Raw genomic sequence first — 22722 nt, 5'->3', positions numbered from 1 at the left:
GGCTACCTAAAGAGCTTGAGCACAAGCATGGCCACTTGCCCAGGCCCACTGGAAATTGTGACCCCCTAAGTGCCCGGTGACATCAACACATTCGCCAATGAAATATAAACCTGGATGTTGGCGCGACATCATCGTTTGCCCATCTAAGTCTTTTGTATCTACACCGCCTAACATGACCTCAGCCTTTTTCCAACCCAAAGTTCCGGCCGGCTTCACAGCCCAATTGGTGATGAGCTCTTTGAGGGCCTGACGATCTTTCTTGGATACCTCGGCCCACTGACGCCCCAGCAGATTTCTTTGTTCTGCAAAAGCTTTAGCAAGCCTTTGGGGTAAAACTGAAGCCAATATGGTTTCTGTCAGCTTAAGACGATTGTCTTCATTGTTAAATAAGGTATCGCAGCTAAAGCCACCTGGTCGCTCAATGGCACCTAACCAATCAATATGGATAGGCTCACCCTCAAGCCAATAACTACTGGCTTGTAGTACCGCAGGTCCAGATAAACCTTTGTGGGTCAGCAACACATCTTCATTAAAGCGACACGCACCATAACGATAACCTTTAGAGCCAGATGCGATCCGGACTGGAACGCTCAGACCAGCAAGCTCATTCAGATTACCAAAGGTCTCTGCAGTAAATGAGAGCGGCACTAATGCCGGCCTAGGATCAACCACCTCAAGACCAAACTGTTTTGCAATATCAAGAGAGTAAGCAGTTGCGCCAATTGCGGGAACAGGCAAGCCGCCCGTCGCCATGACTACAGAATGGGTTTTCTCTACACCCTCGCTGGTATGAATGAGCCAATGCTCACCCTCTTTTGTAACAGCTGCTACTACTACGGGATTACGGATTACGACTTTTCCTGTGGCACATTCAGCGAACAACATCTCGATAATCTGCTTGGCAGAATCGTCGCAAAATAATTGCCCTTGATGTTTCTCATGGTAGTGAATGCCGTGAGCAGTCACAAGTTTGATGAATTCTTTTGAGGGATATTTTGCTAAGGCACTCTTCACAAAATGAGGATTGAGCGAGAGAAAATTAGCAGGGCTGCTATGGACATTAGTAAAGTTGCAACGCCCTCCACCGCTAATACGGATCTTTTCACCTAAAACTGTTGCATGATCTAAAACGAGCACTTTTTTGCCAAGCTGACCAGCTACACCAGCACAAAACAGACCAGCTGCACCGCCACCGATAACGATGGCATCCCAAGCCTTCGTCATGATTTATTCAAAGCGATCAATGATCTCAGAAGAGATATTGAGTTTTTTCATGTGTAGCTTGGTATAGGCCTGACGAAAATTCTTGGTCATTGAAATCATGACAGAGGCAGTCCATGCAAAAGAAAACATCCCCGAGAAGGCAATGATGACTGCCAGCATTTTCCAGCCATCTGGCAGAATATCTTCCATGAAACCCATCGCGGTATAGGTGCTGCCACTAAACAAAATGCTTTGCCCTAAAGTAGGCACTAATTTAAATACAAACAGTGCGATACCCCAAATGAAAATTTCTGTAATGTGGGTGAGGAATAAACAAAATACACTAATGTAAAAGCAGGCAGCAACCGTAGAATATTTTTTCTCAGCTAAATACAGAAAAGTTTTGACTTCATAGCGCTTAGCAATCTGTAGTAACAAAACACCATGAAATACCATCACCACCAATAGCATGAATCCACCTAAGAGGTAGCCAGGTAGGTCTAAATTGCTAGCAATGCTAGTTTGTGCAGGGTTCATAAATGAATTCAATTGTCTTTAAGCTATTTTACTTTGGCCGACAATGGCTTTAGGCCAATTGATACCAGTCTTGAATGATCTTCCAAGCTTCTTGGGCAGTCTCGACAAAATGAATTGCCTTCATATCCTCTTGATCAATCACCCCAAACTGTACCATTCCCTTAAAGTTCACCATCTCATTCCAAAAAGCTTTGCCGACTAATATGACTGGGATGCTAACTACCTTTTTAGTTTGTATCAAAGTTAACACCTCAAATAGCTCATCAAAAGACCCAAAGCCACCAGGATAAGCAACGATGGCCCTAGCTCGCAACATGAAGTGCATCTTACGTAATGCAAAGTAATGAAAACGGAAACTTAAGCCTGGACTGATATAAGGATTCGGGTGCTGCTCTCTTGGCAAACTAATATTAAAACCAATCGTTTGATCACCCGCTTCAAATGCACCACGATTAGCCGCCTCCATAATTCCCGGGCCGCCGCCAGTACAAATATGTAGCTTGTTAGAACTCTGTTGTTGAGTCGCGTTGTAATGCGCTACTAAAGCCCCGAAGTCTCTAGCAGACTCGTAATACTGACTATGGAGCAATGCTTTCTTGGCAGACTCCAACTCTGTAGGCGTCTTGGCATCCTTGATGAATACTTCTGCATGCTCTCGACTGACAAAACGGGTAGAACCAAATACTGTAATCGTATGGTCTATGCCATGTTCTTTTAGCAGCATCTCAGGCTTGAGTAATTCCAATTCAAAGCGAATACCGATCGTTTCCCTGCGAGACAAAAATGCTTCATCGTCAAAAGCAAACTTATAAGAATCAACGGAATCTTCTTCAGACGTCTGACTCTTGTGAAGATTTAAAAACTCAGTAATGGTTTGAGTATTATTAATGGGAAGCTTTGGACTCATATTGCTACCTTAAAACATCTATGTGAAATCATCTTATCCTTTGTGCTGCCCCACTCAATATTCTCAGTATTAATACCTAGTTTAACCAGGAGAATCAGCCACCAGGGCTTGCGAGGATTTACTGAGGCTCTAAGTAGAGTTAATATTGACAGAATTTAAACCAAACCGAGGGAAAATCCATGAGCAACCGTTCAATCATCATTATGGTACTTGTATTAGTTGGTGCCACAGCCTACTTACTCCTCAAGGGCGATGGCAATATTGATATGGGCGGCGAAAAGCATGGTGCTGAAGCAGTTCATATTGAAGATGCTAAAAAAGATGCTCCTGCAGCAGCTCCGGCTGCACCAGCAGCAGCCCCTGCAGCTGACGCGAAGAAGTAATTCTTCAATAGCAAATGAAACCGCGGTTCGCCGCGGTTTTTTTATACTTACTGAATGAACAAAGTTCTTTTCTTCCTCGCAATACTGTGGATTTCACAATCTAGCCATAGCCAACCCTCTGGCCAGTCCTATCGCCCCATGAAAACTATTGATCCCTCCATGATTTCCTCGTTTGCGCCTACAGGCACTCTACGTGTTGGCATTAACTTAGGTAACCCTATTTTGGCCAATGAAAATCCTGTGACCCATCAAGCCCAGGGAGTGACGGTTGATATCGCCCAAGAAATCGGGAAGCGTATTGGCCTACCAGTCAAACTCATTCCATTCAAAACAGCAGGCAATACAGTGGATGCCGTGAAGACTGGGGAGATTGATTTAGTGTTCGTAGCAATTGATCCCGTCAGAGGCGCTGATATTAGCTATACGCCAGCCTATATCCAGATAGAAGGTGCTTACATGGTCAAAGCTAATTCATCCATTAAGACAAATGAACAAGTTGACGTAGCTGGTAATGAAATCGTAGTTGGCAAAGGGAGCGCCTATGACCTCTACCTCACACGAGAAATCAAACATGCCACTCTTCTACGAGCTCCAAGCTCACAAGCAGTCGTGGATGACTTTATGTCAGGCAAAGGTAATGTGGCAGCAGGCGTAAAACAGCAGCTAGAGAGTGATGCCAAGCGCTATGAGGGATTGCGGATGTTGCCAGGTCGCTTTATGGCAATCAATCAAGCCATTGGTATTCCGAAGGCAAGATCCCAATACGAACTGACCACTGCATATTTAAGCGATGTGATTACTCAGCTCAAACAATCCGGCTTTGTGGCACAAGCATTGCAACGTCATCAGATTGAAGGCGCTAAGGTAGCGGACTAAGCTTACCCAATAAAGTAGCTCTATTAGCTAAATTCCAATCATTCAGAGCGATACTATTGGTATGACCTTAGCACCTAGCAAGCTCGATATCCTCCAAGCGCTGAGCCCACTCGGCCCACTCATGTGTCTCAAGCGTGAGCCTGCTGAGCACAAGGGTCATGCTGGTAAAGCCGTCTTGATCGGCGGTGCACCTGGAATGGCAGGCGCCCTCCTCCTTGCCGGAAATGCTTGCCTTCATCTTGGTGCTGGCTGGACCATATTAGAAATGCTTGATCCTGCGTCTGCACGCGCTGATAGCAATCAACCTGAACTCATGATTCGCCTGGCTAACAATGAACCTAGCGAGGTATTAAATCAAAACCAACCTGATGTCATTGCGATCGGACCTGGGCTTGGTAATTCTGCATTAGCGATTAAATGGCTCAAGGCTTGCCTGGCTTATCCCAAGGTTCCGTTGATTATTGATGCAGATGCACTCAATCTGATTGCAGACTCAACTGAGTTACTCAGTGCACTTCAACTACGCAATCAACAATTTCCAGGTCAAAGTATTCTGACTCCTCATCCAGGTGAAGCGGCCCAGTTATTAAAATCTTCATCCGCAGAAATTCAAGGCGATCGCTTCAGCTCGCTTCATCAATTAGTTCAGTTAACTCAGTCTATGGTTGTTCTCAAAGGTCAACACACCTTAATTGCGGGACCCCAACACTCTGCAGTTCAATGTGAAGCCGGTAATCCCGGTATGGGCACCGGTGGCATGGGTGATGTATTGACCGGCAGCATTACAGCAATCGCTGCTCAAGGGGTGCATCACCATCTGAATCTTTGGGACTCTAGCTGTATCGCTGTTCAGCTCCATGCTTGCGCTGCCGATAGCCTTGTACAAAAAGGGGTTGGCCCAATAGGATTAACTCCTTCTGAAGTAATTATAGAGATGAGAAGTCTCCTGAATAAACTGTTATAAAACCGTATGCAATCCACTAGCGCAGAACATCACCACCGACGTTACCTCTATGGCATTTTGATGGCCGGAGTGGGCTCCATGCTCTTTTCCGGTAAAGCTGTATTGGTAAAGCTGGCTTTTGGTTATGGGGCCAATGCAGAAACTTTATTAGCATTACGTATGCTGATGGCACTTCCAATGTTTTGGAGCGTCTACTGGTGGGAGTCTCGCAGAAAACCAATGAGCCCGATTACTTGGCAAGACCGTGGCAAATTATTTTTCCTCGGTTTCTTAGGATACTTTTTATCTAGCTATATTGATTTCTTGGGACTGCAATATATCTCCGTTGGATTAGAGCGCATTGTTCTCTACCTGACACCAACGATTGTTTTACTCATTTCCTACTTTGCTTTAAATAAGCACATTTCAAGAATGCAGTGGTATGCCCTTGTGGTGGGATACCTTGGGGTATTTGTCGTCTTTATTCAAGATGCGAGCTCGACAGGCATTCATGCATGGCTCGGAATGATATTGGTCTTTGGCAGCGCATGCAGTTATGCCATCTATATGATTGGCTCTGGCGAAATGGTCAAGCGCATTGGTAGTGTGCGCCTAGTAGTCTACGCAAGCACGGCGTCTGCAGTATTTAGCGTGATTCAATCCTCACTGTATAACCCTAGCGCTGTGTTTGAACAGGCTGCACAGATTTACTGGCTCAGCCTTCTCAATGCAGGATTATGTACAGTAATTCCCATGTTCCTCGTGATGATTGCGATCAATCGCATAGGCTCACCACTCGTTGCACAGGCCGGCATCCTCGGTCCTGTCTCCACTATTTTCTTGGGTTACTTTATTTTGTCTGAGCCAATTACTTTGATGCAGATTGGCGGAATGGTGCTGGTGATTGCTGCTATGTGGTTATTAGTACGTAACGATGCCCCAAGAAAAAAGTCATCTGACTCTAAAACATCCGATGACTTTAATGAAGTGGAGCCCCTCAACTAAGAGCTTAGAAACTACTAAGCTGCTGGTTCTGTAGCTTTAGCTCTTTTCTTAGACTTCTTCTTGGTTTTTTTCTCGGCTTTCTTTTCTTTTTTAGTCTTCTTTGCGACCGCTTTATCCGTTGGTGCTACATCTGGAGCAGCAGTAGGCGCTGAAGTAGGAGCAGCAGCCGTGGAAGAATCGGCAGCCATCGCGGAGATGGAAGATAACCCAATCGCTGCTGAAACAAGGGTGGCCAAACTAAAGCGAGCAATACGAGAAATCATGCGATTCTCCAAGAAGGTTATCAATCATTTAAAAAGGCCATCATCAGACGGCCTTTTTGTTTTACTAAATCGCCTTATGCAGGCTGCGCTTCTGCCTCAGTAATTTTTTCTAGGGCGGCAGCTAAGTGACCAACAGTACGGTCAACATGAGCCAGCTTTTCTAAACCAAATAAACCTAGACGGAATGTACGGAAATCTGATCTTTCATCACACTGAAGTGGCACACCTGCAGCAGTTTGCATGCCTAGCGCAATAAATTTCTTGCCAGACTGAATATCTGGATCCTTGGTGTAGCTCACGACTACGCAAGGGGCTTGGAAGCCTTTCGCAGAAACTGAGTGATAGCCTTTGGATACTAGCAATTCACGAACTTTGGTACCAAGCTCTACTTGTTTTGTTTTTAAAGCAGCAAAGCCAAGAGATTGTGTTTCTTTCATGACACCGCGCAAGATCTTGAGTGCATCGGTAGGCATAGTGGTGTGATACACATGGCCGCCCTTTTCATAGGCTTCCATGATTTGTAACCACTTTTTCAAGTCCATTGAAAAACTACTGCTTTGAGTAGTATCAATACGCTCACGAGCTCTTTCGCCTAAAGCGATTAAGGCGCAGCATGGCGAGCTGCTCCAACCTTTTTGTGGCGCTGTAATCAAGACGTCCACATTACAAGCTTTCATATCAACCCACATTGCACCAGAGGCAATGCAATCTAATACAAATAAACCATTTACAGAGCGCACTGCTTCACCAACTGCTTTGAGGTAATCATCTGGCAAGATGATGCCGGCAGAAGTTTCAACGTGAGGAGCAAAAACTACGGCTGGCTTTTCTTTCTTAATAAAAGCCACTACTTCCTCAATCGGTGCAGGGGCAAATACACCCTGTGCAGAATCTTCTAATTGACGACCTTTGATAACAGATACATTGTCAGCGATATGGTCCAAGTCAAAAATTTGGGTCCAACGATAGCTAAACCAGCCATTGCGCAACACTAAACACTTCTGTTTATTGGCAAATTGACGAGCAACTGCTTCCATGCCGAAAGTACCGCTACCAGGAACGATCACTGCGGAGCTGGCGTTATAAGCATCCTTGAGGACACTAGAAATATCGACCATTACACGTTTAAATTCTTCAGACATATGATTTAAAGAGCGATCGGTGTAAACAACCGAAAACTCTAACAATCCATCTGGATCAACATTGGGAAGTAAGCCTGGCATAGTAATTTCCTAGGGATTTCTGTGATTAGCCCTAAATGATACCGATTTAAGCATTTATTGCACTGCAATCTTGTTTTCTTTGATCAATTTGGCCCATTTTGACTGGTCTAGACGTAAAAACGCAGCAAATTCCTCGGCACTACCACTGGCAGGGTCACTTCCCCGCTCCAACATAGCCTTCCGAATTCTCTCCTGAGCTAAAACAAACATCACGGTTTGGTTGATCTTTTGCACCACCGATTTTGGTGTATTGGCAGGCGCGAACAATCCAAACCAACCTACTGCGCTATAGCCTGGTAGACCAGATTCGGCAACAGTAGGAATATTCGGCAAGGCTTCCGATCGCTTTGCACCCGTTTGCGCTAAAGCTAGTAACTTTCCAGATTCAATTTGTGGCATCACAGTTTGTGCAGGCGCAAACATTAAATCAATATGCCCTGCTAATAAATCCGTTAAAGCCTGCCCAGTTCCTTTGTATGGAACATGTAGTAATGTCACGCCAGCCATTGAAGCAAATAACTCACCTGCTAGGTGCGATGCCGAACCTGGTCCTGAAGAGCCATAACGAACTTTTCCAGGATTGGATTTTGCATATGCAATTAAAGCCTTGATTGAAGTCACATTCAATCCAGGGTTAGTAGTAACAACATAGGGCGAAGCCGATACAAGCGCTACTGGAGAAAACTGTGCAATATTTTTTTCTGTGACGGCAGCAGTTGAGCCCATCAATAAGGTGTAGCCATCTGCTGGAGACTGGGCAACCAGGTCAGCACCAATGAAGCCGCTTGCACCTGGACGATTTTCAATCACGATAGATTGCTTCCATAATTCTCCGACTGTGGGAGCAATCAAACGAATTAATGTATCTGCGCCGCCGCCAGGTGGAAACGGCACGATGACTTTAATTGACTTCGAGGGATAAACATCGGCTGCGCTAACAAATGATGACACAAGAGTAGTACAACACAAAAGTACCAACATCAGAGGCAATGCTCGCTTCATAATGCTCTATTCAATAATCGTTGTGCGTAACGTAGAAATACCATCGATGGCGCACTCTACTACGTCACCGGGCTTTAAATAGAGATCTTCTGCATTTTCTTTGCCAACAGCAACACCGCCAGGTGCGCCCGTAGAAAACATGTCCCCTGCTTCAATGGGAATAAAGCGCGAGAAGTGCTCCAAAATATCTGAGATCTTCCAAATCTGATCCACTGTATTGACGCGCATCCGCTCTTGTCCATTAACCGAACAGGTCATCCACAAGTTATAAACATCGGGAATCTCATCGATCGTGACAATTTCTGGCCCAAGAGGACCAAAGCCTGGAATATTCTTACCTGTCCAAAAACGCGAACCAGATGCTACTTCACGTAATTGCAAATCGCGGCAAGTCAAATCATTCAAGATGGTGACACCCGCTACGTAATCCATAGCCTCAGCTTTTTTTGCCCCTAGGGCTCTTTTGCCAATCACAAAGACTAACTCAGGCTCGTAATCCAAGCGAGTAATTCCCTTTGGGCGCACTACTTTGGCTTCGTGACCAGATAAACAGGAATTAAGCTTAATAAATGAAGTGGGCTCTTGAGGAATTTCTTTAATCAAGTTAGTGCGCTTGAGCTCTTCTAAGTGTGTGCGATAGTTTTTACCAACACAGAGAAACTTTTCTGCATCGGTAATCGGGGGTAGGTAAGTAATTGTTTTTGGATTAATGAATAGGGATGAGGAATCACTTGCAGCAACTACCCAAGACTTAGCCTGCTCCATCACCTTGCTACCAGCCTGCAAGAAGGCCTTCATATCGCCTGGGAAATCCGCAATTCCTAACTTTTTAGCAACATCGACAAATGGCAGAATTTGATCTCCAGAGGGATTTGGCAAGCGAGCACCGATTTCAGGATGATTTGAACCAGCGCGAGTAAAGGTAATGAGTCTCATGTTGTCTTTAAATGAAATTATTTAGATGGAGTATTAATGGTTAAAGTTGATACCATACTATAAAAATCATCGGAGACAAGCATGAAGATTCAGCAGTGTTTTTGTGGCGTCATTGCCTTTCTAGCGTTGCACTGTTCAATAGGTATGGCACAAGAATACCCAAATAAACCAATCAAGGTTGTGATTCCTTATGCTCCAGGCGGCCCGTCTGATATTTTCGGTAGGCTGCTCTTCCAAAAAATTACTGAAAATACTGGTTACACATTCTTTATCGAAAATAAGCCTGGAGCAAGTGCCAACATTGGCATTCAATATGTTGCCAAGTCCAATCCTGATGGCTACACACTTCTTCTTAGTAGTAGTGCATTTGTGATTAATCCTTCTCTTATTGCAAATTCTGGATATGATGCAAGTCGTGACTTTGCGGCAATTTCATTGCCAGCAAGCTCACCTAATATCATCGTTGTTAATCCCACATTCCCCGCCAAAAATTTCAAGGAATTTTTGGCCTTAATCAAACAAAACCCAGGCAAGTATGACTATTCATCGCCTGGAGCTGGCACAAGTCCACAACTGACAGCCGAGTTGCTAAAGCTAAAGGCCAATTTAGACATTAAACACATTGCTTATAACGGTGGTGGGCCAGCACTTCAAGCAGTCTTGAGTAATGATGCACCCATTGGTTTTGCAGTGTTACCGCCAACTGTCCAGCAAATTTCAGGAGGCAAGGTGCTTGGCTTAGCAGTAACCAGTTCAGCAAGATATCCTTCCCTACCAGATATCCCTACAGTTGCAGAATCTGGACTACCCGAATTTGAAGGGGAAACCATTCAGTTTTTGATGGCGCCTGCAGGAACCCCAAAATCAATCATTCAAAAACTTCATCAGGAAATTACCAAGGTCCTCGGTAATCAAGAGATGCGCAATAAACTATCCGGCATGGGCTTTATTGTCAGCCTCAGAACTCCAGAGCAATCAGAACAAAAGATTAAGCTCGAAGTTGAAAAATGGGCTCAGGTCATTAAGGCAAATAAAATTCAAGCAGACTAATGAAAGCATGATTAATTGGCTGTAATTCCTGCAGCCTTCACTACTAACTCATTCTTTTTTAACTCACTAGCCATAAAGTTTTTAAATTGCTCGGGGGTGCCCCCTATGATCACCGTACCCTCAGCGGAGAATATTTCGACAACTTCTTTATTGGCTAATCCGACATTCACCGCTTGATTTAATTGCTGAATAATTTTTTGCCCAGTACCAGCAGGGGCGAGGATTCCATACCAAGTACCAGCATCTACTCCACTTACCCCAGCCTGCACGAGGGTTGGAACTTCTGGCAATAGCGCAGATCTATTTTTAGAGCTTACCGCTAGTGCTCTTAGCTTGCCAGACTTAATAAATGGTGCAGATGTGCTCACCGTATCAAACAAGACATCAATCTCCCCGCCAAGCAAGGCAGTTAATGCAGGATTGGTTCCCTTAAATGGGATATGGGTCATATCTATTTTCGTCGCCATCTTAAAGGACTCGCCGGCAAGATGCGCTGCGCTGCCATTCCCAAAGGATCCATAATTCATTCTGCCCTTGGCATCCGATCCGGCTCTCAATAAATCAGCAACAGAATATATTTTTGAATCTGCATTAACTACCAACACTAAGGGTTGAGCAGATATCAGTATCACTGGCTCAAAACCTTTTACTGGGTCATACGGCAAATTAGGATAAGTAAATGGGCTAACCGTTAAGGGCCCAGCTGCACTAAACAATAAGGTGTAGCCATCTGGCGAAGCTTTGGAGACAAAGTCCTGACCAATCGTGCCACCAGCACCCGCTTTATTCTCAACAAGAACAGGTTGATTCAGGCTTGAGGAAAGTATCTTGGCAATCAGCCTCGCCGTAATATCAGTGCCACCGCCAGGCGCGTACGGAACCACTAGCTTAATTGGTCTATTTGGGTAGGGTTGAGCCCATGTTGAGACAATCCCAAGAACCATTAAGGTCAGTAGAAAAACAGAATGCAGGAATTTTTTCTTCATCACAGTTCTCGCCTTCTTTGTGGAGTTAGAAATGCATACTAGTCAGAGCCTAACTTCAATGTACTTGGCTGACGTTTCTCAACTGCATTTTTTAATAAGGCTGCCATACGATAAATGCCGTGTGCAAATTTTCCATAGGGCATAGTTAAAAATAAGCCCATCACAAATCCCAAATGAATGATCAGCAAATAAGACATCAAGGCACTTTCTCGGAGCACTAGTAAGAGTAGGCCAGATAAGCTAATCAAAAACAGCAGTAAAATAAAAGCTCTGTCCATCGGCTTTTGGCGTGCATCACCATGAAGGGGATTGCGACGTAGATTTAAAAAGAGTAGTCCAATTGGGCCAATCAAAAGACCCAGTCCGCCAACCGTACCAAGAATCACTGGCAGACTATTAAACGCATAAGGAGCGTCTAGTTTCAGAACATAGTGGTATAGCGTTGCAACACTAGTAGATGCAAAACAGAGCATGAAGCCATAAAAGGTAAAGTGGTGATAACGCTTTCGCCAAAGCGTGAAACCATCATCCTCATTATTACAACCCTCCCCGTGTCCGCCATCTAGGTATTTCATTATCAAGGCGTCATGAGCTGATTCACCAATAGCAGCAATTGAAGCACCAGTCTTAGAAATATTGCGCCAGAAGTTATAAAAACCAATCCCTAGCGCAAGTATAGAAAAGGAAAATACGGCACCAAAGATTAAAACCAATACATTGTGAGGAAAGACGGCATAAAAGTTTCCATCTAAGGTTACGTTTGAATTTTCTCTGAGCGCTGTTGATAGCCACAAAAAGAAAGCCAAAGCCAAGGAGCAGGCAAGCGCAACAATGACACCATTATTTTTATAAAGCCTACCGAATGATTTGGGCCAAGCATATTCAACATAGGTTTCTTGGCGAACAGCTGCCATAGCCTGCGGGACATTTACGGCAAATTCATTCGGAGGAGCATATTGGCATGAATGCAGGCAAGCACCACAGTTATGACAAAGATTTGCCAAATAATTAATATCTGCCTTATTAAATTGCAAACGCCTTGTCATAGCGGGAAACACTGCACAGAAACCCTCGCAATACCTACAAGCATTACAGATTGTCATGATGCGATCAACTTCACCCTCCTGATCGCTCATGCCAGTTCGCCTGGCCTCCTGAATTAAGTCATTTAACTGTTGCATCTTGATTCATTCCCTGCTGCAGAGGCGGCATTTCTACCAGCTATTCGACCAAAAGCAGTCCCTATGGCCATCCCAATACCAGCCGTGTAACCTTTGCCTAAAATATTTCCTGCCATCATTTCTCCAGCCACAAATAAATTGTTGCTGCGAGTGCCATTCAAAAATATCGCGGATGTCTCATCGGTTTTGAGACCAAGATAGGTAAACGTAACACCGGGTCGCAAAGGGTAACCATAAAATGGGGGCACTTCAATCGTGGTAGCCCAATGTGTTTTTTCAGGGGCTATACCTTCGGTATGGCAATTATCCAAAGTCGTATGGTCAAACTCGCCGGGTTTACAAGCCGCGTTAAATTCTTGTACCGTATTTTTTAACACCTCAGCGTCCAAACCAAGCTTAGAAGCTAACTCATCCAGACTATGAGATTCATTGCCGGAAAATACTGGGGGCATAAAGCGACCAATCGATTTCGAGTCAATAATCGAATAAGCAATTTGATCAGGCTGTTGGGCTACTAACCTACCCCAAATTGCATAACGCTTAGGCCAAAAATCTTCACCCTCGTCATAAAAACGCTTGGCATGCTTGTTTACAACGATACCGAGAGAAACACAATCAATGCGGGTGCAAATACCGCCATCATAAAGTGGCGACCGCGCATCAATTGCTGCCATATGTGCCTGAGTGGGATCTCCAACCTGATCCGCGCCAGCGGCAATCATGTGTTTTAGAAGAACCCCTTTATTGAAGGTGGTTCCGCGGATTAAAAAATTATCCGCCGGACTTGCGCCATGCTCGTCAATGCCCCATGCTTCTCGCTGCCATTCAATATTAGATTCAAAACCACCTGCAGCAAGTACGCAACTTTTTGCTGCAATTCTTCGACCGTCCTTAAGATGGGCTGCAACAAATTGTTTATCTGAAAGCTCAATTGAAGTAACCTCAGAGTCATATTGAATATCAATACCAGCCTTTTCAGCGCTTCGGTAGTAGGCGTTTACCAATGCCTTGCCACCACCCATAAAAAATGCGTTAGTTCTAGATAAGTGCAAAGTACCAGAAAGAGGAGCCTGAAAATGCACTCCATATTTTTGCATCCAAGTACGACAAGTTGCAGATTCACGAATGGCAATCCTCGCTAGAGGCTCATTGGTTAAGCCACCAGTTACTTTGAGCAAATCCTGCCAATATTCATCTTCAGGATAGGATTCCAATAAAACATCTTGAGGCTCTTCATGCATACAACGGATGTTTCGAGTGTGTGAAGAGTTGCCACCACGCCATTCCTTGGGGGCAGACTCAAGCAATGTCACAGACGCCCCAGACTCTCTTGCCATTAACGCTGCACATAAGGCAGCATTACCTCCGCCAATTACTAGTACGTCGGTCAAAATAAACCTTTTTATTTACTGTTGATGTACGAAAAGTAACTTTACTATAGAATTTGCTACAACATCATCGAGCCCTAAAAGCACTCTCCCATTTAAAACCTAAAGGTCTGCAATGCCTGAAAATCAAAAATCCCTTGTGCTTCGCGGCCTTTACCCTGCAACGATTACACCCTTCAAAGCCGACCTGAGCGTAGACTATGAAGCCTTAGCCCGCCACCTTAAAGAGACCGCTCATACACCTGGGGTCAAGGGGCTTGCAGTAAATGCTGGGCTCGCAGAAATCCTACAACTTTCAGATGATGAGAAAAGGAAAGTACTGCATTTAGCTCGAGAAATTTTGCTCCCCGGACAAATATTGATTAGCGGAATTGAAGGAAGAGGACCTGCAGCCGTTAAAGATGGTCTTCTAGCAAAAGAAGCTGGGGCAGATGCACTATTAGTACTCAATCCATTTGATGCGCGCCCATATCGTAGACTGGCTCAAAACCCTGCATCAGCTTATCAATTCTTCAAAATGTTGGATGAGCAGGTTGATTTGCCAATGATTGTTTTTCAATACCCCGATCCATCTGGCTGCGCTTACTCACTAGAATCTTTGGTCAAAATTTCTACCATTCGAAATGTGGTTGCTGTGAAAGCCGCCTGCGGAACAGTGACTCGTTATGTGCAAATTTGGGAAGCATTGCACGACAAACTCACTGTCTTAGCCGCACTTGATTCACCTCCACTGCTAGGAATGCTGCTGCATGGCGTTCATGGAGCGTTAATTGGTATCAGCGTTATAGACACGCCAAAGTGGGTTGAGTTAATTGATGCCGCAATGAATGGCGACGCCGTTAAAGCACAAAAAATTCACCGTGATTTTTGTATTCCAATCATGGATGGAGTCTTTGAAAACCAAGAGCCAAGCTCTCCCACCAGTGAAGTGGCTTGCGTTAAAGAAGCTTTAGTACAGCTTGGGCAAATTCCTAACTCTCTCGTGAGACCGCCAGCAGTAGATGTCACTGAGAGTCACCGCGCGCATGTTAAGCGCGGTTTAATTGCTTCCGGCTTATTAAAAGGCTAAGCAGCATTTCCTTTTGGGCTGGTGGTTTTAGAGGAAACCCAAATCCCAGCCACAATCAAGGCAAACGCCAAGCCATGAAATAACTGTGGGGGCTCACCTAACATGGCTGCAGATAAGATGGCAGTAAACAGCGGAATAAAGTTTGCAAAGAAAGCGGCTACGGTAGGACCCGCTCCACTGACACCCATACCCCAGCAACGGTAAGCAATGAGCGAGGGTCCAACAGCGACAAACAGAATCAAAGAGCCAGTCCATAGATTGAGATCAAGATAAGCATGCCCAGTGGCAATCTCAAAGCCATCAAACAGTCCGGTCCATAACAGGCCTACCAAAACTTGCGCCATCAAGAAATCTGCCCAAGGCCATTGACGTTCCGAGCTTGAACCAGGCTTACTAAGCATCCAGCTATAAGTAGCCCATAAGAAGGTAGCTAGCATAATGAAGAGATCGCCGATAACCAATTGCATCTCCAGCAAGGTGGATGGCTCACCCCTCGTTAATACAATCGCTACCCCAAGCAAAGAAACGATGGCACCAATCAATTGCAGTAGATTTGGCTTCACTTGGTAAAACACAGCACCAATAAACAGCATCCAAATTGGCATACTGGCACCAATTAAGGTGACATTGATTGCGGTAGAAGTTTGTAACGCTAGATATAAAAGAACGTTATAGCTACCTACCCCAAAGAGACCTAAGAGCACAAAACGCTTCTTGTTCTGCCATAAATCACTTCCCGGTTTAAAGACACGCCAACCCAAAGGTAGTAAGAGTAAAGCGGCTAGACCCCAACGCACCGTACTCAAGGTAATCGGCGAAACACTGCCCACCAATAAGCGCCCAGCTATCGCATTTCCAGCCCATAAGGCTGTCGCGATCAACAGATAAGTAGCAGTAGCAAAGGTCAGTTTAGGCATGCAATCGTGAGGGATGGATAGCCATTAAAGGCGCTCTGAATAGTTATACCCTAGCATTGTAGAAACAAATCCTCGGTATTGCTAAGATAGAGCTTAATTAGATAAATGCTAATCCAAAAGAGCAATCAATAAGGGTTCACAGTGCCAATCATTACCAATATCGAAGACTTACGGGTTCTTCACCAAAAACGTACCCCCAAGATGTTTTATGACTATGCAGATTCAGGGTCTTGGACAGAGTCTACCTATCGTGCGAACGAATCTGATTTTCAGAAAATCAGATTACGTCAACGTGTCGCAGTCAATATGACCAATCGCACCACCAAAACAACGATGGTGGGTGAAGAGGTAGCAATGCCAGTAGCACTGGCACCCACTGGTTTAACTGGTATGCAACATGCAGATGGCGAAATTCTGGCAGCAAGAGCTGCTGAAAAGTTTGGTGTGCCCTTCTGCTTGTCAACGATGAGTATCTGCTCGATCGAAGATGTGGCAGAACGTACTACCAAACCTTTTTGGTTTCAGCTTTACGTCATGAAAGATCGCGGCTTTATTGAGCGCCTCATTGAGCGTGCAAAAGCAGCGAAGTGCTCCGCCCTAGTCTTAACACTCGATTTGCAAATCTTAGGTCAACGTCATAAAGATTTAAAGAACGGTTTATCTGCTCCACCAAAGCTAACGATCGCCAATATGATGAATATGGCCACGAAGCCACGCTGGTGCTTAGGAATGGCGATGACTCCGCGCAGAACATTCCGCAACATCGTCGGTCACGCTACTGGTGTAGGCAATATGTCTTCACTCTCCTCTTGGACTGCGGAGCAATTCGATCCAGGTTTGAACTGGGGCGATGTTGAATGGATCAAAAAACTCTGGGGTGGCAAGCTCATCATCAAAGGCATCTTGGATGAAGAAGATGCGCGCCTCGCAGCAAACTCAGGCGCTGATGCATTAATCGTCTCAAACCATGGCGGTCGCCAACTCGATGGTGCGATTTCGAGTATCCAAGCGCTACCCGGGATTGTGAATGCCGTAGGCAAAGATATTGAAGTCTGGATGGATGGTGGCATTCGCTCTGGCCAAGATGTTTTAAAAGCATGGGCATTGGGTGCGCGCGGTACGATGATTGGGCGCCCCTTTCTCTATGGCCTAGGCGCCATGGGTGAGGCTGGCGTGACTAAATGCCTTGAACTCATCCACAATGAGTTAGATATCACTATGGCATTTACAGGTCATCGTGATATTCAGGATGTGACTAAAGACATTTTGTATCCAGGAACTTTCTAAATTTCTTATCTCCTTAACCACCCCGCTTTAGTCTTTGGGATTGCATTTCTGTGCTTCGCTTTATCTGTTCTTTTTGGTAACGCAGTACTGAGTCGCTTTCGCACGAAAGACACCGAAACCTCAGAAGACCTCGGCGTCATTCAAACGGCAACCCTGACCTTACTGGCACTCATTATTGGCTTTACTTTCTCAATGGCGATTGACCGGCATGACAATCGAGAGACTCTCGAAGAAGGTGAAGCCAATGCTATTGGTACTGAATATCTCAGGGCGGGTCTTCTACCGAGCAAGGCTTCCGCTAGAACCAAGGACCTCCTCAATCAATACCTTGATCAGCGCATTCTCTTCTACTCAAGACAAAGTAAAGATAAAGTTCAGGAGATACAGCAAAAGACCGATGCACTTCAGAATGCCCTCTGGGTTGAAGTGCTAGAGGTCGCTCGTTCACAGCCAAGCCCCACTATAGCCCTGGTCATTTCAGGCATGAATGATGTTTTAAATTCTCAAGGATATGTACAAGCTGCCTCGTGGAATCGAATCCCCTATCCTGCCTGGGCCCTCATGTCAGCAATTGCCATATGTGCAAACATGTTGGTTGGCTTTGGCGCCCGCAATTTTAGAAAAAATGTAGGGCTTTTCATGATCTTCCCTTTTGTGACATCGATATCTTTCTTTTTAATAGCAGATATTGATAGTCCGAGAGGTGGCGTGATCCGCATTGAACCACGCAATCTCATGACTCTGAAACAAAACTTAAATCCCAAGATGGTCATCACTAATCCATCTTCAACCAATCATTAAGCTACACCCTAAATAGGCGGTAATCATGAAACGTGTTGTTGATGTGTATAAGAACCGCGGCCGCGAGTTGGTATGGACTTACGTTATTCACCTGCAAAATGATGATGAGTTTCATCCTGGCCAACTCGATTTTGAGGTCGAAGCGCTACGCCTATCTCTGCTGGATAAAAGAGGTCTGCTGAGCGAGCTTAGCGCCAAAGTAAGGCTAAATTAACCCTGGGATACCCAGAAATAGGGGAAATTACCCATAGTCTTGTTATTGCTAATGAGAGTCATTATCATTTATGATGAATCATTACTTCAATAACGCCTTACTATGTCTAAATCACAATATCACCCTGCCTCTATCTTTCTTCACTGGTTTGTATTCCTTCTCGTCATCGCAGCATTTATTGCTATTGAATTAAAAGGTCAGTTTCCTAAAGGGAGTGAGCCCCGTGAGCTTTGTAAAACAGTTCACGGTGTGATTGGGCAGCTCATTTTTTTAGCCATGGCCCTTCGCCTCATGGTTCGCTTGGTTTATGGGGTACCTAAGCCCACCAACCCCAAACCGATATTGACTTCTTTTGCCCAAGCAATGCATTGGCTCATGTATGCCCTGCTGTTAATATCGCCTATCTTTGGCATGCTTTATTTCCAATACGGTGGCAAGGAAATCCATTTCTTTGGATTGGTATGGCCTCAGCTACTAACCCCTAATCCGGAGATGAAAAAACTCGTTGAAGGAATCCATGAGTTTTTAGGAAATTCACTTTACTTCCTGATTGGCATTCATGCTTTAGCTGGCTTGTGGCAACATTACATTATTAAGGACGACACCCTGCGTCGTATGCTCAATAAGATTAAAGCCCCCGCTTAAGGACTTTTAAAGATGAAACCGCTTTCTAAAAAAGCCAAGATGGCTGTTGGATGGACGATTTTGATGACCGTAGTAGGCACCGCTATGTTGCATCAATGGCAATTCTTTGCAATGGGTTGTGCCTCGCTTGCTTTATTACTAGTAGCTAATCACTACGACCTTCTCAAAGACCCCGAAGACAAAAAATAAACCCCACCGATAAGAGTGGGGTTTATTCAGTAGCTTCATGCGCTTACTGTCATTGCTCTAGAGCGTTGGGTAATCGGTATAACCCGCCTCTTGACCGCCATAGAAGGTAGCGCGGTTATAGGGATTCAGAGAAGCATTACTTTGGAAGCGCTCAACTAAATCTGGATTAGAGATGTAGAGACGACCGTAAGCTACTGCATCAGCCAAACCTGCTTCTAATACTTTTTCGCCCATTGCCTGATCGTAGCCACCAGCAGTGATAAATTGCCCCTGATAGGCTTTACGGAAAAGCTCTGAAGTCACTGGCGCATCCTCATTTACCTGATCTCCGCCACCAGCACTGGTAGCGCGTGGCTCAATCATATGGACATAAGCCAAGTTGTAAGTATTTAACTTCTGGATTGCTGCAGTAAATAGCGCCACTGGATCGCTATCAGCCATGTCATTAAAGGTGCCATAAGGTGAAAGACGAACGCCAACCTTATCACTGGGAAATACTTTACTGACTGCATCAATCACTTCGCCTAATAAACGCAAACGATTGTTGATTGAGCCGCCATATTGATCAGATCGTTGATTGGTTTTATCTTGCAAGAACTGATCCAATAAATAACCATTGGCAGAATGAATTTCAACCCCGTCAAAGCCTGCAAGCTTTGCATTCTGAGCGGCCGCTGTGTACTCTTTCAAAAGACGCGTAATATCATCTAAGCTCATTGCCTTGGGAGTTTCGTAGTCGTGCAACTTCCAATCAGCGCCATAAGTTTGGCCCGATGCAGCAATGGCCGAAGGAGCCTCCGGTACGCCCTGCTCTGGATGTAATGAAGAATGAGAAATGCGCCCCACATGCCACAACTGCGCGACGATAGTGCCACCTTTGGCATGCGCAGCGTCAACAATTTCTTTCCAGGCAGCCGTTTGCTCTGGCGAGTAAATACCCGGCGTTGCTGGATAACCCATTCCCAAAGGGGAGATTTGCGTTGCTTCTGTAATGATGAGGCCAGCACTCGCACGCTGCGCATAATAAATCTTTGCCAGTGGATTTGGTACATCACCTGCTACTGCGCGCATCCTTGTCAGCGGCGCCATGACCAGGCGATTCTTTAATTGAATAGAACCCAGCTTTACTGGGGTAAACATAATTTCTTTTCCGGACATTAAATACTTTCTTTATGAATAATGAAATAACAGGGGTGACTCTAACAATGTTTACTATTTCGTGCAGGACTTACTTTGACTTTTGAAGATTAATACCAAAGCGCTCCCGAATACAAGCCGATAGTGCAGCAAACTCTGCGAGGTGGGCAGTGGACGATCTTGCAACCAAAGCAATGATCCGTTTTGGCGCAGGTGCAGCCATGGCTTTGGCAACCAAATCGCTGTTATTGAGCAGACTACTTTTCACGGCCATCTCTGGTAGCAAAGCAATCCCAAAACCAGATTCAACCATTTGCAACAAGGTCAACAAGCTAGTCGCTTCCATGCCCTCATCCTTCCGAATGTCTGCTTTTTTGCATGCTTGCAAGCTATGTTCTCGCAAGCAATGCCCCTCTTCTAAGAGCAATAGTCGCTCCGCCATTTTGGCAGGCAAAGTGACCTCTTTGCCTTTGAGTGCTGGATCGCCCTCGCGAGCTACCAACCAAAAGTGATCATCGAATAATTCTTCTACTAGCAGACCGCTGACATCATAAGGCAAGGCAATTAGTGCGAAATCCAATTTATGCTCAGCCAACCTAGATAACAAGTTCGCTGTTAAATCTTCTCGCAAAGTAATTTTAAGGTCTGGAAATCGTTTACGAACTTCTGGTAAGACTGTGGGCAATAGGAATGGCGCAATCGTTGGAATCACCCCTAACCGAATGGTTGCTGTCATGGGCTTGCCCGAAGCACCCGCATACTCCACTAAATCTTCAGAGGCCGTCAAAATTAATTTAGCGCGCTCAAGCACCTCTACACCCGCAGGAGTAATAGAAACATTTTGGCGATCACGCTCAACTAGCTTTATCCCCAAACCATCTTCTAATTCTTTTAAGCCAGCACTGAGAGTAGATTGCCCGACAAAACAGGTCTCAGCGGCACGAGTGAAATTCAGCTCTTTAGCTAAAGCCACCAAATAATTCAGCTGTCTTAATGACGGTAAATACGCCATGACGCCTCCTTATCGATTAATTTGATTAATAATAGCATATTCATTCATTGGAATGATATCAAGATACCCTCTGCAATAGGCTGTTGAGGCTCAGCAAGAAATAAAGCGGAATTAAATTTAAACTCATCCTTCAACATTAAAGGAACCAACATGAATTCTTGGCAATGTATCGTATGTGGCTTTATCTATGATGAAGCAAAAGGCCTTCCAGAGGATGGGATTGCCCCCGGTACCGCTTGGGCGGATGTACCAGATAACTGGGAGTGTCCAGATTGTGGAGTATCAAAATCTGACTTTGAAATGGTGCAGATTTAATCATCGAATCTATTTCGATATCTACATTGCATCACCACAATTAACGCATTACTAGGGAGTCCAGCTTGGATCAAAATAATTCGAAATCCTCATCTGCTATTGTCATTGTTGGTAGCGGATTGGCTGGATATACCGTCATACGAGAAATCCGGAAACTCGATAAAGAGATTCCTATTACGCTTGTGACAAAAGAGCCGGGATACTTTTACTCCAAGCCAATGCTCTCAACTGCGCTAGCTGGAAAAAAAGAGGCAGCTCAATTAATTTCTACTCCAGCAGAGGCTATGGCAAGCCAATTAGGGCTCAACATCTTGTCTGAAACAGATGTGCATGCGATCGATAGCGCCAAGCAAATCATCAACACGAGTAAAGGTGAGATCACTTACCGTCAACTCGTCTTGGCTCTGGGCGCAGATCAGATTCGCCTCCCACTCCAAGGCAATGCCGCTCATGAAGTATTGACTGTCAATGATCTTGAAGATTATGCAAAGTTTCGCAATGCTATTTCAGGCAAAAAGAAAGTTGCCATTTTGGGTGCGGGACTGATTGGCTGCGAGTTTGCCAATGACTTAGTGCTAGGCAACTACGAAGTCGATGTTATTGACTTGGCACCTCAAGCTCTTGGACGCTTGATACCAGAGATGGCAGCAAACGATTTGCAAAGTAAACTAAGTGCTGCTGGAGTGCGTTGGCATTTCAACACCACTGTGCAATCCATCGATCGTAATAGCAATGAACTCAATATCACTTTAGCCAATGGCACTCTGATTGCTAGCGATGTAGTGCTGTCAGCTGTGGGACTAAAACCTCGCCTTGATCTTGCTAAAGCAGCTGGCATAGCTACCGGCATTGGCATTCAAGTCAACCGAGAATTAGAAACCAATGCACCCCATGTATATGCACTAGGTGATTGTGCTGAAGTAGAAGGTCTGGTACTGCCTTATGTGATGCCGATCATGCAAGCAGCTCGAGCATTGGCAGTGACGCTGACTGGTCAACGTACTGCCCTCACCTATCCTGCAATGCCCGTGATGGTGAAAACACCGGCATTGGCTACGATTGTTTCGCCCCCAGCCAAAGGTGTCGCAGGGCAGTGGAAAACCAATCCCGTTGAAGGCGGACTAGAAGCGCGCTTTGAGTCTGATGATGGCAAGCTTTTGGGATTTGTACTGATGGGCACAGCGACTGCACAGCGTGGTGCCCTCACTAAGGAGTTGCCCGCTATTCTGGCCTAGCGTTTTTACGCTCACCCT

Annotated in this window: 26 protein-coding genes; 13 read left to right on the top strand and 13 right to left on the bottom strand. The window is 45.1% G+C overall.

The annotated features are described in order from the left end of the window. Positions 1–6: 6 nt before the first annotated feature. The 3 genes from ICN35_RS06305 to ICN35_RS06295 are packed head-to-tail and all read right to left on the bottom strand — an operon-like array spanning position 7 to position 2647. Positions 7–1224, bottom strand: a complete 1218-nt coding sequence (locus tag ICN35_RS06305; protein ID WP_216125301.1) for an NAD(P)/FAD-dependent oxidoreductase — start codon at positions 1222–1224, stop codon at positions 7–9. Between the two features lie 3 nt (positions 1225–1227). Beyond that, complete coding sequence (locus ICN35_RS06300) at positions 1228–1740, bottom strand: hypothetical protein (protein WP_216125299.1); 513 nt, start codon at positions 1738–1740, stop codon at positions 1228–1230. A gap of 49 nt (positions 1741–1789) precedes the next feature. Beyond that, positions 1790–2647, bottom strand: coding sequence for a TIGR00730 family Rossman fold protein (locus ICN35_RS06295; protein ID WP_216125297.1), 858 nt, complete (start codon positions 2645–2647; stop codon positions 1790–1792). A gap of 179 nt (positions 2648–2826) precedes the next feature. Here ICN35_RS06295 and ICN35_RS06290 point away from each other — a divergent pair, with 179 nt between their 5' ends. From ICN35_RS06290 to ICN35_RS06275, 4 genes are all read left to right on the top strand, one after another. Continuing rightward, positions 2827–3030, top strand: a complete 204-nt coding sequence (locus ICN35_RS06290) for a hypothetical protein (protein ID WP_216125295.1) — start codon at positions 2827–2829, stop codon at positions 3028–3030. 54 nt (positions 3031–3084) lie between these two features. Then, positions 3085–3906: an ABC transporter substrate-binding protein gene (locus ICN35_RS06285; protein WP_255535733.1), complete on the top strand. Its 822-nt coding sequence runs from the start codon at positions 3085–3087 to the stop codon at positions 3904–3906. A 61-nt stretch (positions 3907–3967) separates the two neighbouring features. After that, positions 3968–4870: an NAD(P)H-hydrate dehydratase gene (locus ICN35_RS06280; RefSeq protein ID WP_216125293.1), complete on the top strand. Its 903-nt coding sequence runs from the start codon at positions 3968–3970 to the stop codon at positions 4868–4870. Positions 4871–4876: 6 nt separating this feature from the next. Then, complete coding sequence (locus ICN35_RS06275) at positions 4877–5854, top strand: DMT family transporter (RefSeq protein WP_215295132.1); 978 nt, start codon at positions 4877–4879, stop codon at positions 5852–5854. Between the two features lie 14 nt (positions 5855–5868). On the opposite strand, the gene ICN35_RS06270 is transcribed toward ICN35_RS06275, so the two are convergent. The 4 genes from ICN35_RS06270 to ICN35_RS06255 all read right to left on the bottom strand — a co-directional run bounded on the left by ICN35_RS06270 (position 5869) and on the right by ICN35_RS06255 (position 9278). Further along, a complete protein-coding gene (locus ICN35_RS06270; protein WP_215295134.1) occupies positions 5869–6117 on the bottom strand; it encodes a protein tyrosine phosphatase in 249 nt (82 codons plus the stop codon). A gap of 74 nt (positions 6118–6191) precedes the next feature. Then, positions 6192–7340, bottom strand: coding sequence for an aminotransferase class V-fold PLP-dependent enzyme (locus ICN35_RS06265; RefSeq protein WP_216125291.1), 1149 nt, complete (start codon positions 7338–7340; stop codon positions 6192–6194). A 54-nt stretch (positions 7341–7394) separates the two neighbouring features. Further along, positions 7395–8342, bottom strand: coding sequence for a tripartite tricarboxylate transporter substrate binding protein (locus ICN35_RS06260; protein WP_216125289.1), 948 nt, complete (start codon positions 8340–8342; stop codon positions 7395–7397). Positions 8343–8348: 6 nt separating this feature from the next. After that, positions 8349–9278 carry a fumarylacetoacetate hydrolase family protein gene (locus tag ICN35_RS06255; RefSeq protein ID WP_216125287.1) on the bottom strand — a complete coding sequence of 310 codons (930 nt, stop codon included), beginning with the start codon at positions 9276–9278 and terminating at the stop codon, positions 8349–8351. Positions 9279–9359: 81 nt separating this feature from the next. Here ICN35_RS06255 and ICN35_RS06250 point away from each other — a divergent pair, with 81 nt between their 5' ends. Then, entirely contained in the window at positions 9360–10328 is a 969-nt protein-coding gene (locus tag ICN35_RS06250; protein WP_216125279.1) for a tripartite tricarboxylate transporter substrate binding protein, read from the top strand. An 11-nt stretch (positions 10329–10339) separates the two neighbouring features. On the opposite strand, the gene ICN35_RS06245 is transcribed toward ICN35_RS06250, so the two are convergent. From ICN35_RS06245 to tcuA, 3 genes are read right to left on the bottom strand one after another with little or no spacing between them, the layout of a single operon-like run. After that, on the bottom strand, positions 10340–11314 hold the full coding sequence (locus tag ICN35_RS06245; protein WP_216125277.1) for a tripartite tricarboxylate transporter substrate binding protein: 975 nt from the start codon (positions 11312–11314) through the stop codon (positions 10340–10342). A 38-nt stretch (positions 11315–11352) separates the two neighbouring features. Then, positions 11353–12495: a tricarballylate utilization 4Fe-4S protein TcuB gene (tcuB, locus tag ICN35_RS06240; protein WP_216125269.1), complete on the bottom strand. Its 1143-nt coding sequence runs from the start codon at positions 12493–12495 to the stop codon at positions 11353–11355. Continuing rightward, the gene (gene tcuA / locus ICN35_RS06235) at positions 12483–13886 is read right to left on the bottom strand and encodes an FAD-dependent tricarballylate dehydrogenase TcuA (RefSeq protein WP_216125267.1); all 1404 of its coding nucleotides are present in this window, start codon (positions 13884–13886) and stop codon (positions 12483–12485) included. The genes tcuB and tcuA overlap by 13 nt, the downstream gene beginning before the upstream one ends. Before the next feature lie 112 nt (positions 13887–13998). Here tcuA and ICN35_RS06230 point away from each other — a divergent pair, with 112 nt between their 5' ends. Further along, a complete protein-coding gene (locus ICN35_RS06230) occupies positions 13999–14952 on the top strand; it encodes a dihydrodipicolinate synthase family protein (RefSeq protein ID WP_215318326.1) in 954 nt (317 codons plus the stop codon). Here ICN35_RS06230 and ICN35_RS06225 read toward each other — a convergent pair. Further along, on the bottom strand, positions 14949–15869 hold the full coding sequence (locus ICN35_RS06225) for a DMT family transporter (protein ID WP_215318327.1): 921 nt from the start codon (positions 15867–15869) through the stop codon (positions 14949–14951). The genes ICN35_RS06230 and ICN35_RS06225 overlap by 4 nt on opposite strands. A gap of 141 nt (positions 15870–16010) precedes the next feature. On the opposite strand from ICN35_RS06225, the gene ICN35_RS06220 reads away from it, so the two are divergent. The 5 genes from ICN35_RS06220 to ICN35_RS06200 all read left to right on the top strand — a co-directional run bounded on the left by ICN35_RS06220 (position 16011) and on the right by ICN35_RS06200 (position 19005). Beyond that, positions 16011–17156 carry an L-lactate dehydrogenase gene (locus ICN35_RS06220; protein ID WP_216125265.1) on the top strand — a complete coding sequence of 382 codons (1146 nt, stop codon included), beginning with the start codon at positions 16011–16013 and terminating at the stop codon, positions 17154–17156. A gap of 192 nt (positions 17157–17348) precedes the next feature. Further along, positions 17349–17957 carry a hypothetical protein gene (locus ICN35_RS06215; protein WP_255535732.1) on the top strand — a complete coding sequence of 203 codons (609 nt, stop codon included), beginning with the start codon at positions 17349–17351 and terminating at the stop codon, positions 17955–17957. Between the two features lie 25 nt (positions 17958–17982). Beyond that, entirely contained in the window at positions 17983–18171 is a 189-nt protein-coding gene (locus ICN35_RS06210; RefSeq protein WP_215295156.1) for a hypothetical protein, read from the top strand. Positions 18172–18273: 102 nt separating this feature from the next. Beyond that, entirely contained in the window at positions 18274–18816 is a 543-nt protein-coding gene (locus ICN35_RS06205) for a cytochrome b (RefSeq protein WP_215295158.1), read from the top strand. 12 nt (positions 18817–18828) lie between these two features. After that, complete coding sequence (locus tag ICN35_RS06200; protein ID WP_215295160.1) at positions 18829–19005, top strand: hypothetical protein; 177 nt, start codon at positions 18829–18831, stop codon at positions 19003–19005. A 57-nt stretch (positions 19006–19062) separates the two neighbouring features. On the opposite strand, the gene ICN35_RS06195 is transcribed toward ICN35_RS06200, so the two are convergent. Both ICN35_RS06195 and ICN35_RS06190 read right to left on the bottom strand, forming a co-directional pair. Continuing rightward, entirely contained in the window at positions 19063–20163 is a 1101-nt protein-coding gene (locus tag ICN35_RS06195; RefSeq protein ID WP_216125263.1) for an alkene reductase, read from the bottom strand. Between the two features lie 70 nt (positions 20164–20233). Continuing rightward, positions 20234–21154, bottom strand: coding sequence for a hydrogen peroxide-inducible genes activator (locus tag ICN35_RS06190; RefSeq protein ID WP_216125261.1), 921 nt, complete (start codon positions 21152–21154; stop codon positions 20234–20236). Positions 21155–21304: 150 nt separating this feature from the next. Between ICN35_RS06190 and ICN35_RS06185 the strand changes: the two genes are divergently transcribed. Both ICN35_RS06185 and ICN35_RS06180 read left to right on the top strand, forming a co-directional pair. Next, on the top strand, positions 21305–21469 hold the full coding sequence (locus tag ICN35_RS06185; RefSeq protein WP_215295166.1) for a rubredoxin: 165 nt from the start codon (positions 21305–21307) through the stop codon (positions 21467–21469). A 65-nt stretch (positions 21470–21534) separates the two neighbouring features. Continuing rightward, on the top strand, positions 21535–22704 hold the full coding sequence (locus ICN35_RS06180) for an NAD(P)/FAD-dependent oxidoreductase (protein WP_216125259.1): 1170 nt from the start codon (positions 21535–21537) through the stop codon (positions 22702–22704). Positions 22705–22722 lie beyond the last annotated feature (18 nt).

Origin of the sequence: Polynucleobacter sp. es-GGE-1 (assembly GCF_018882005.1) — a bacterium.
In the GTDB taxonomy this organism is placed as follows: domain Bacteria; phylum Pseudomonadota; class Gammaproteobacteria; order Burkholderiales; family Burkholderiaceae; genus Polynucleobacter.
This window is presented reverse-complemented; position numbering and strand designations above follow the sequence as displayed.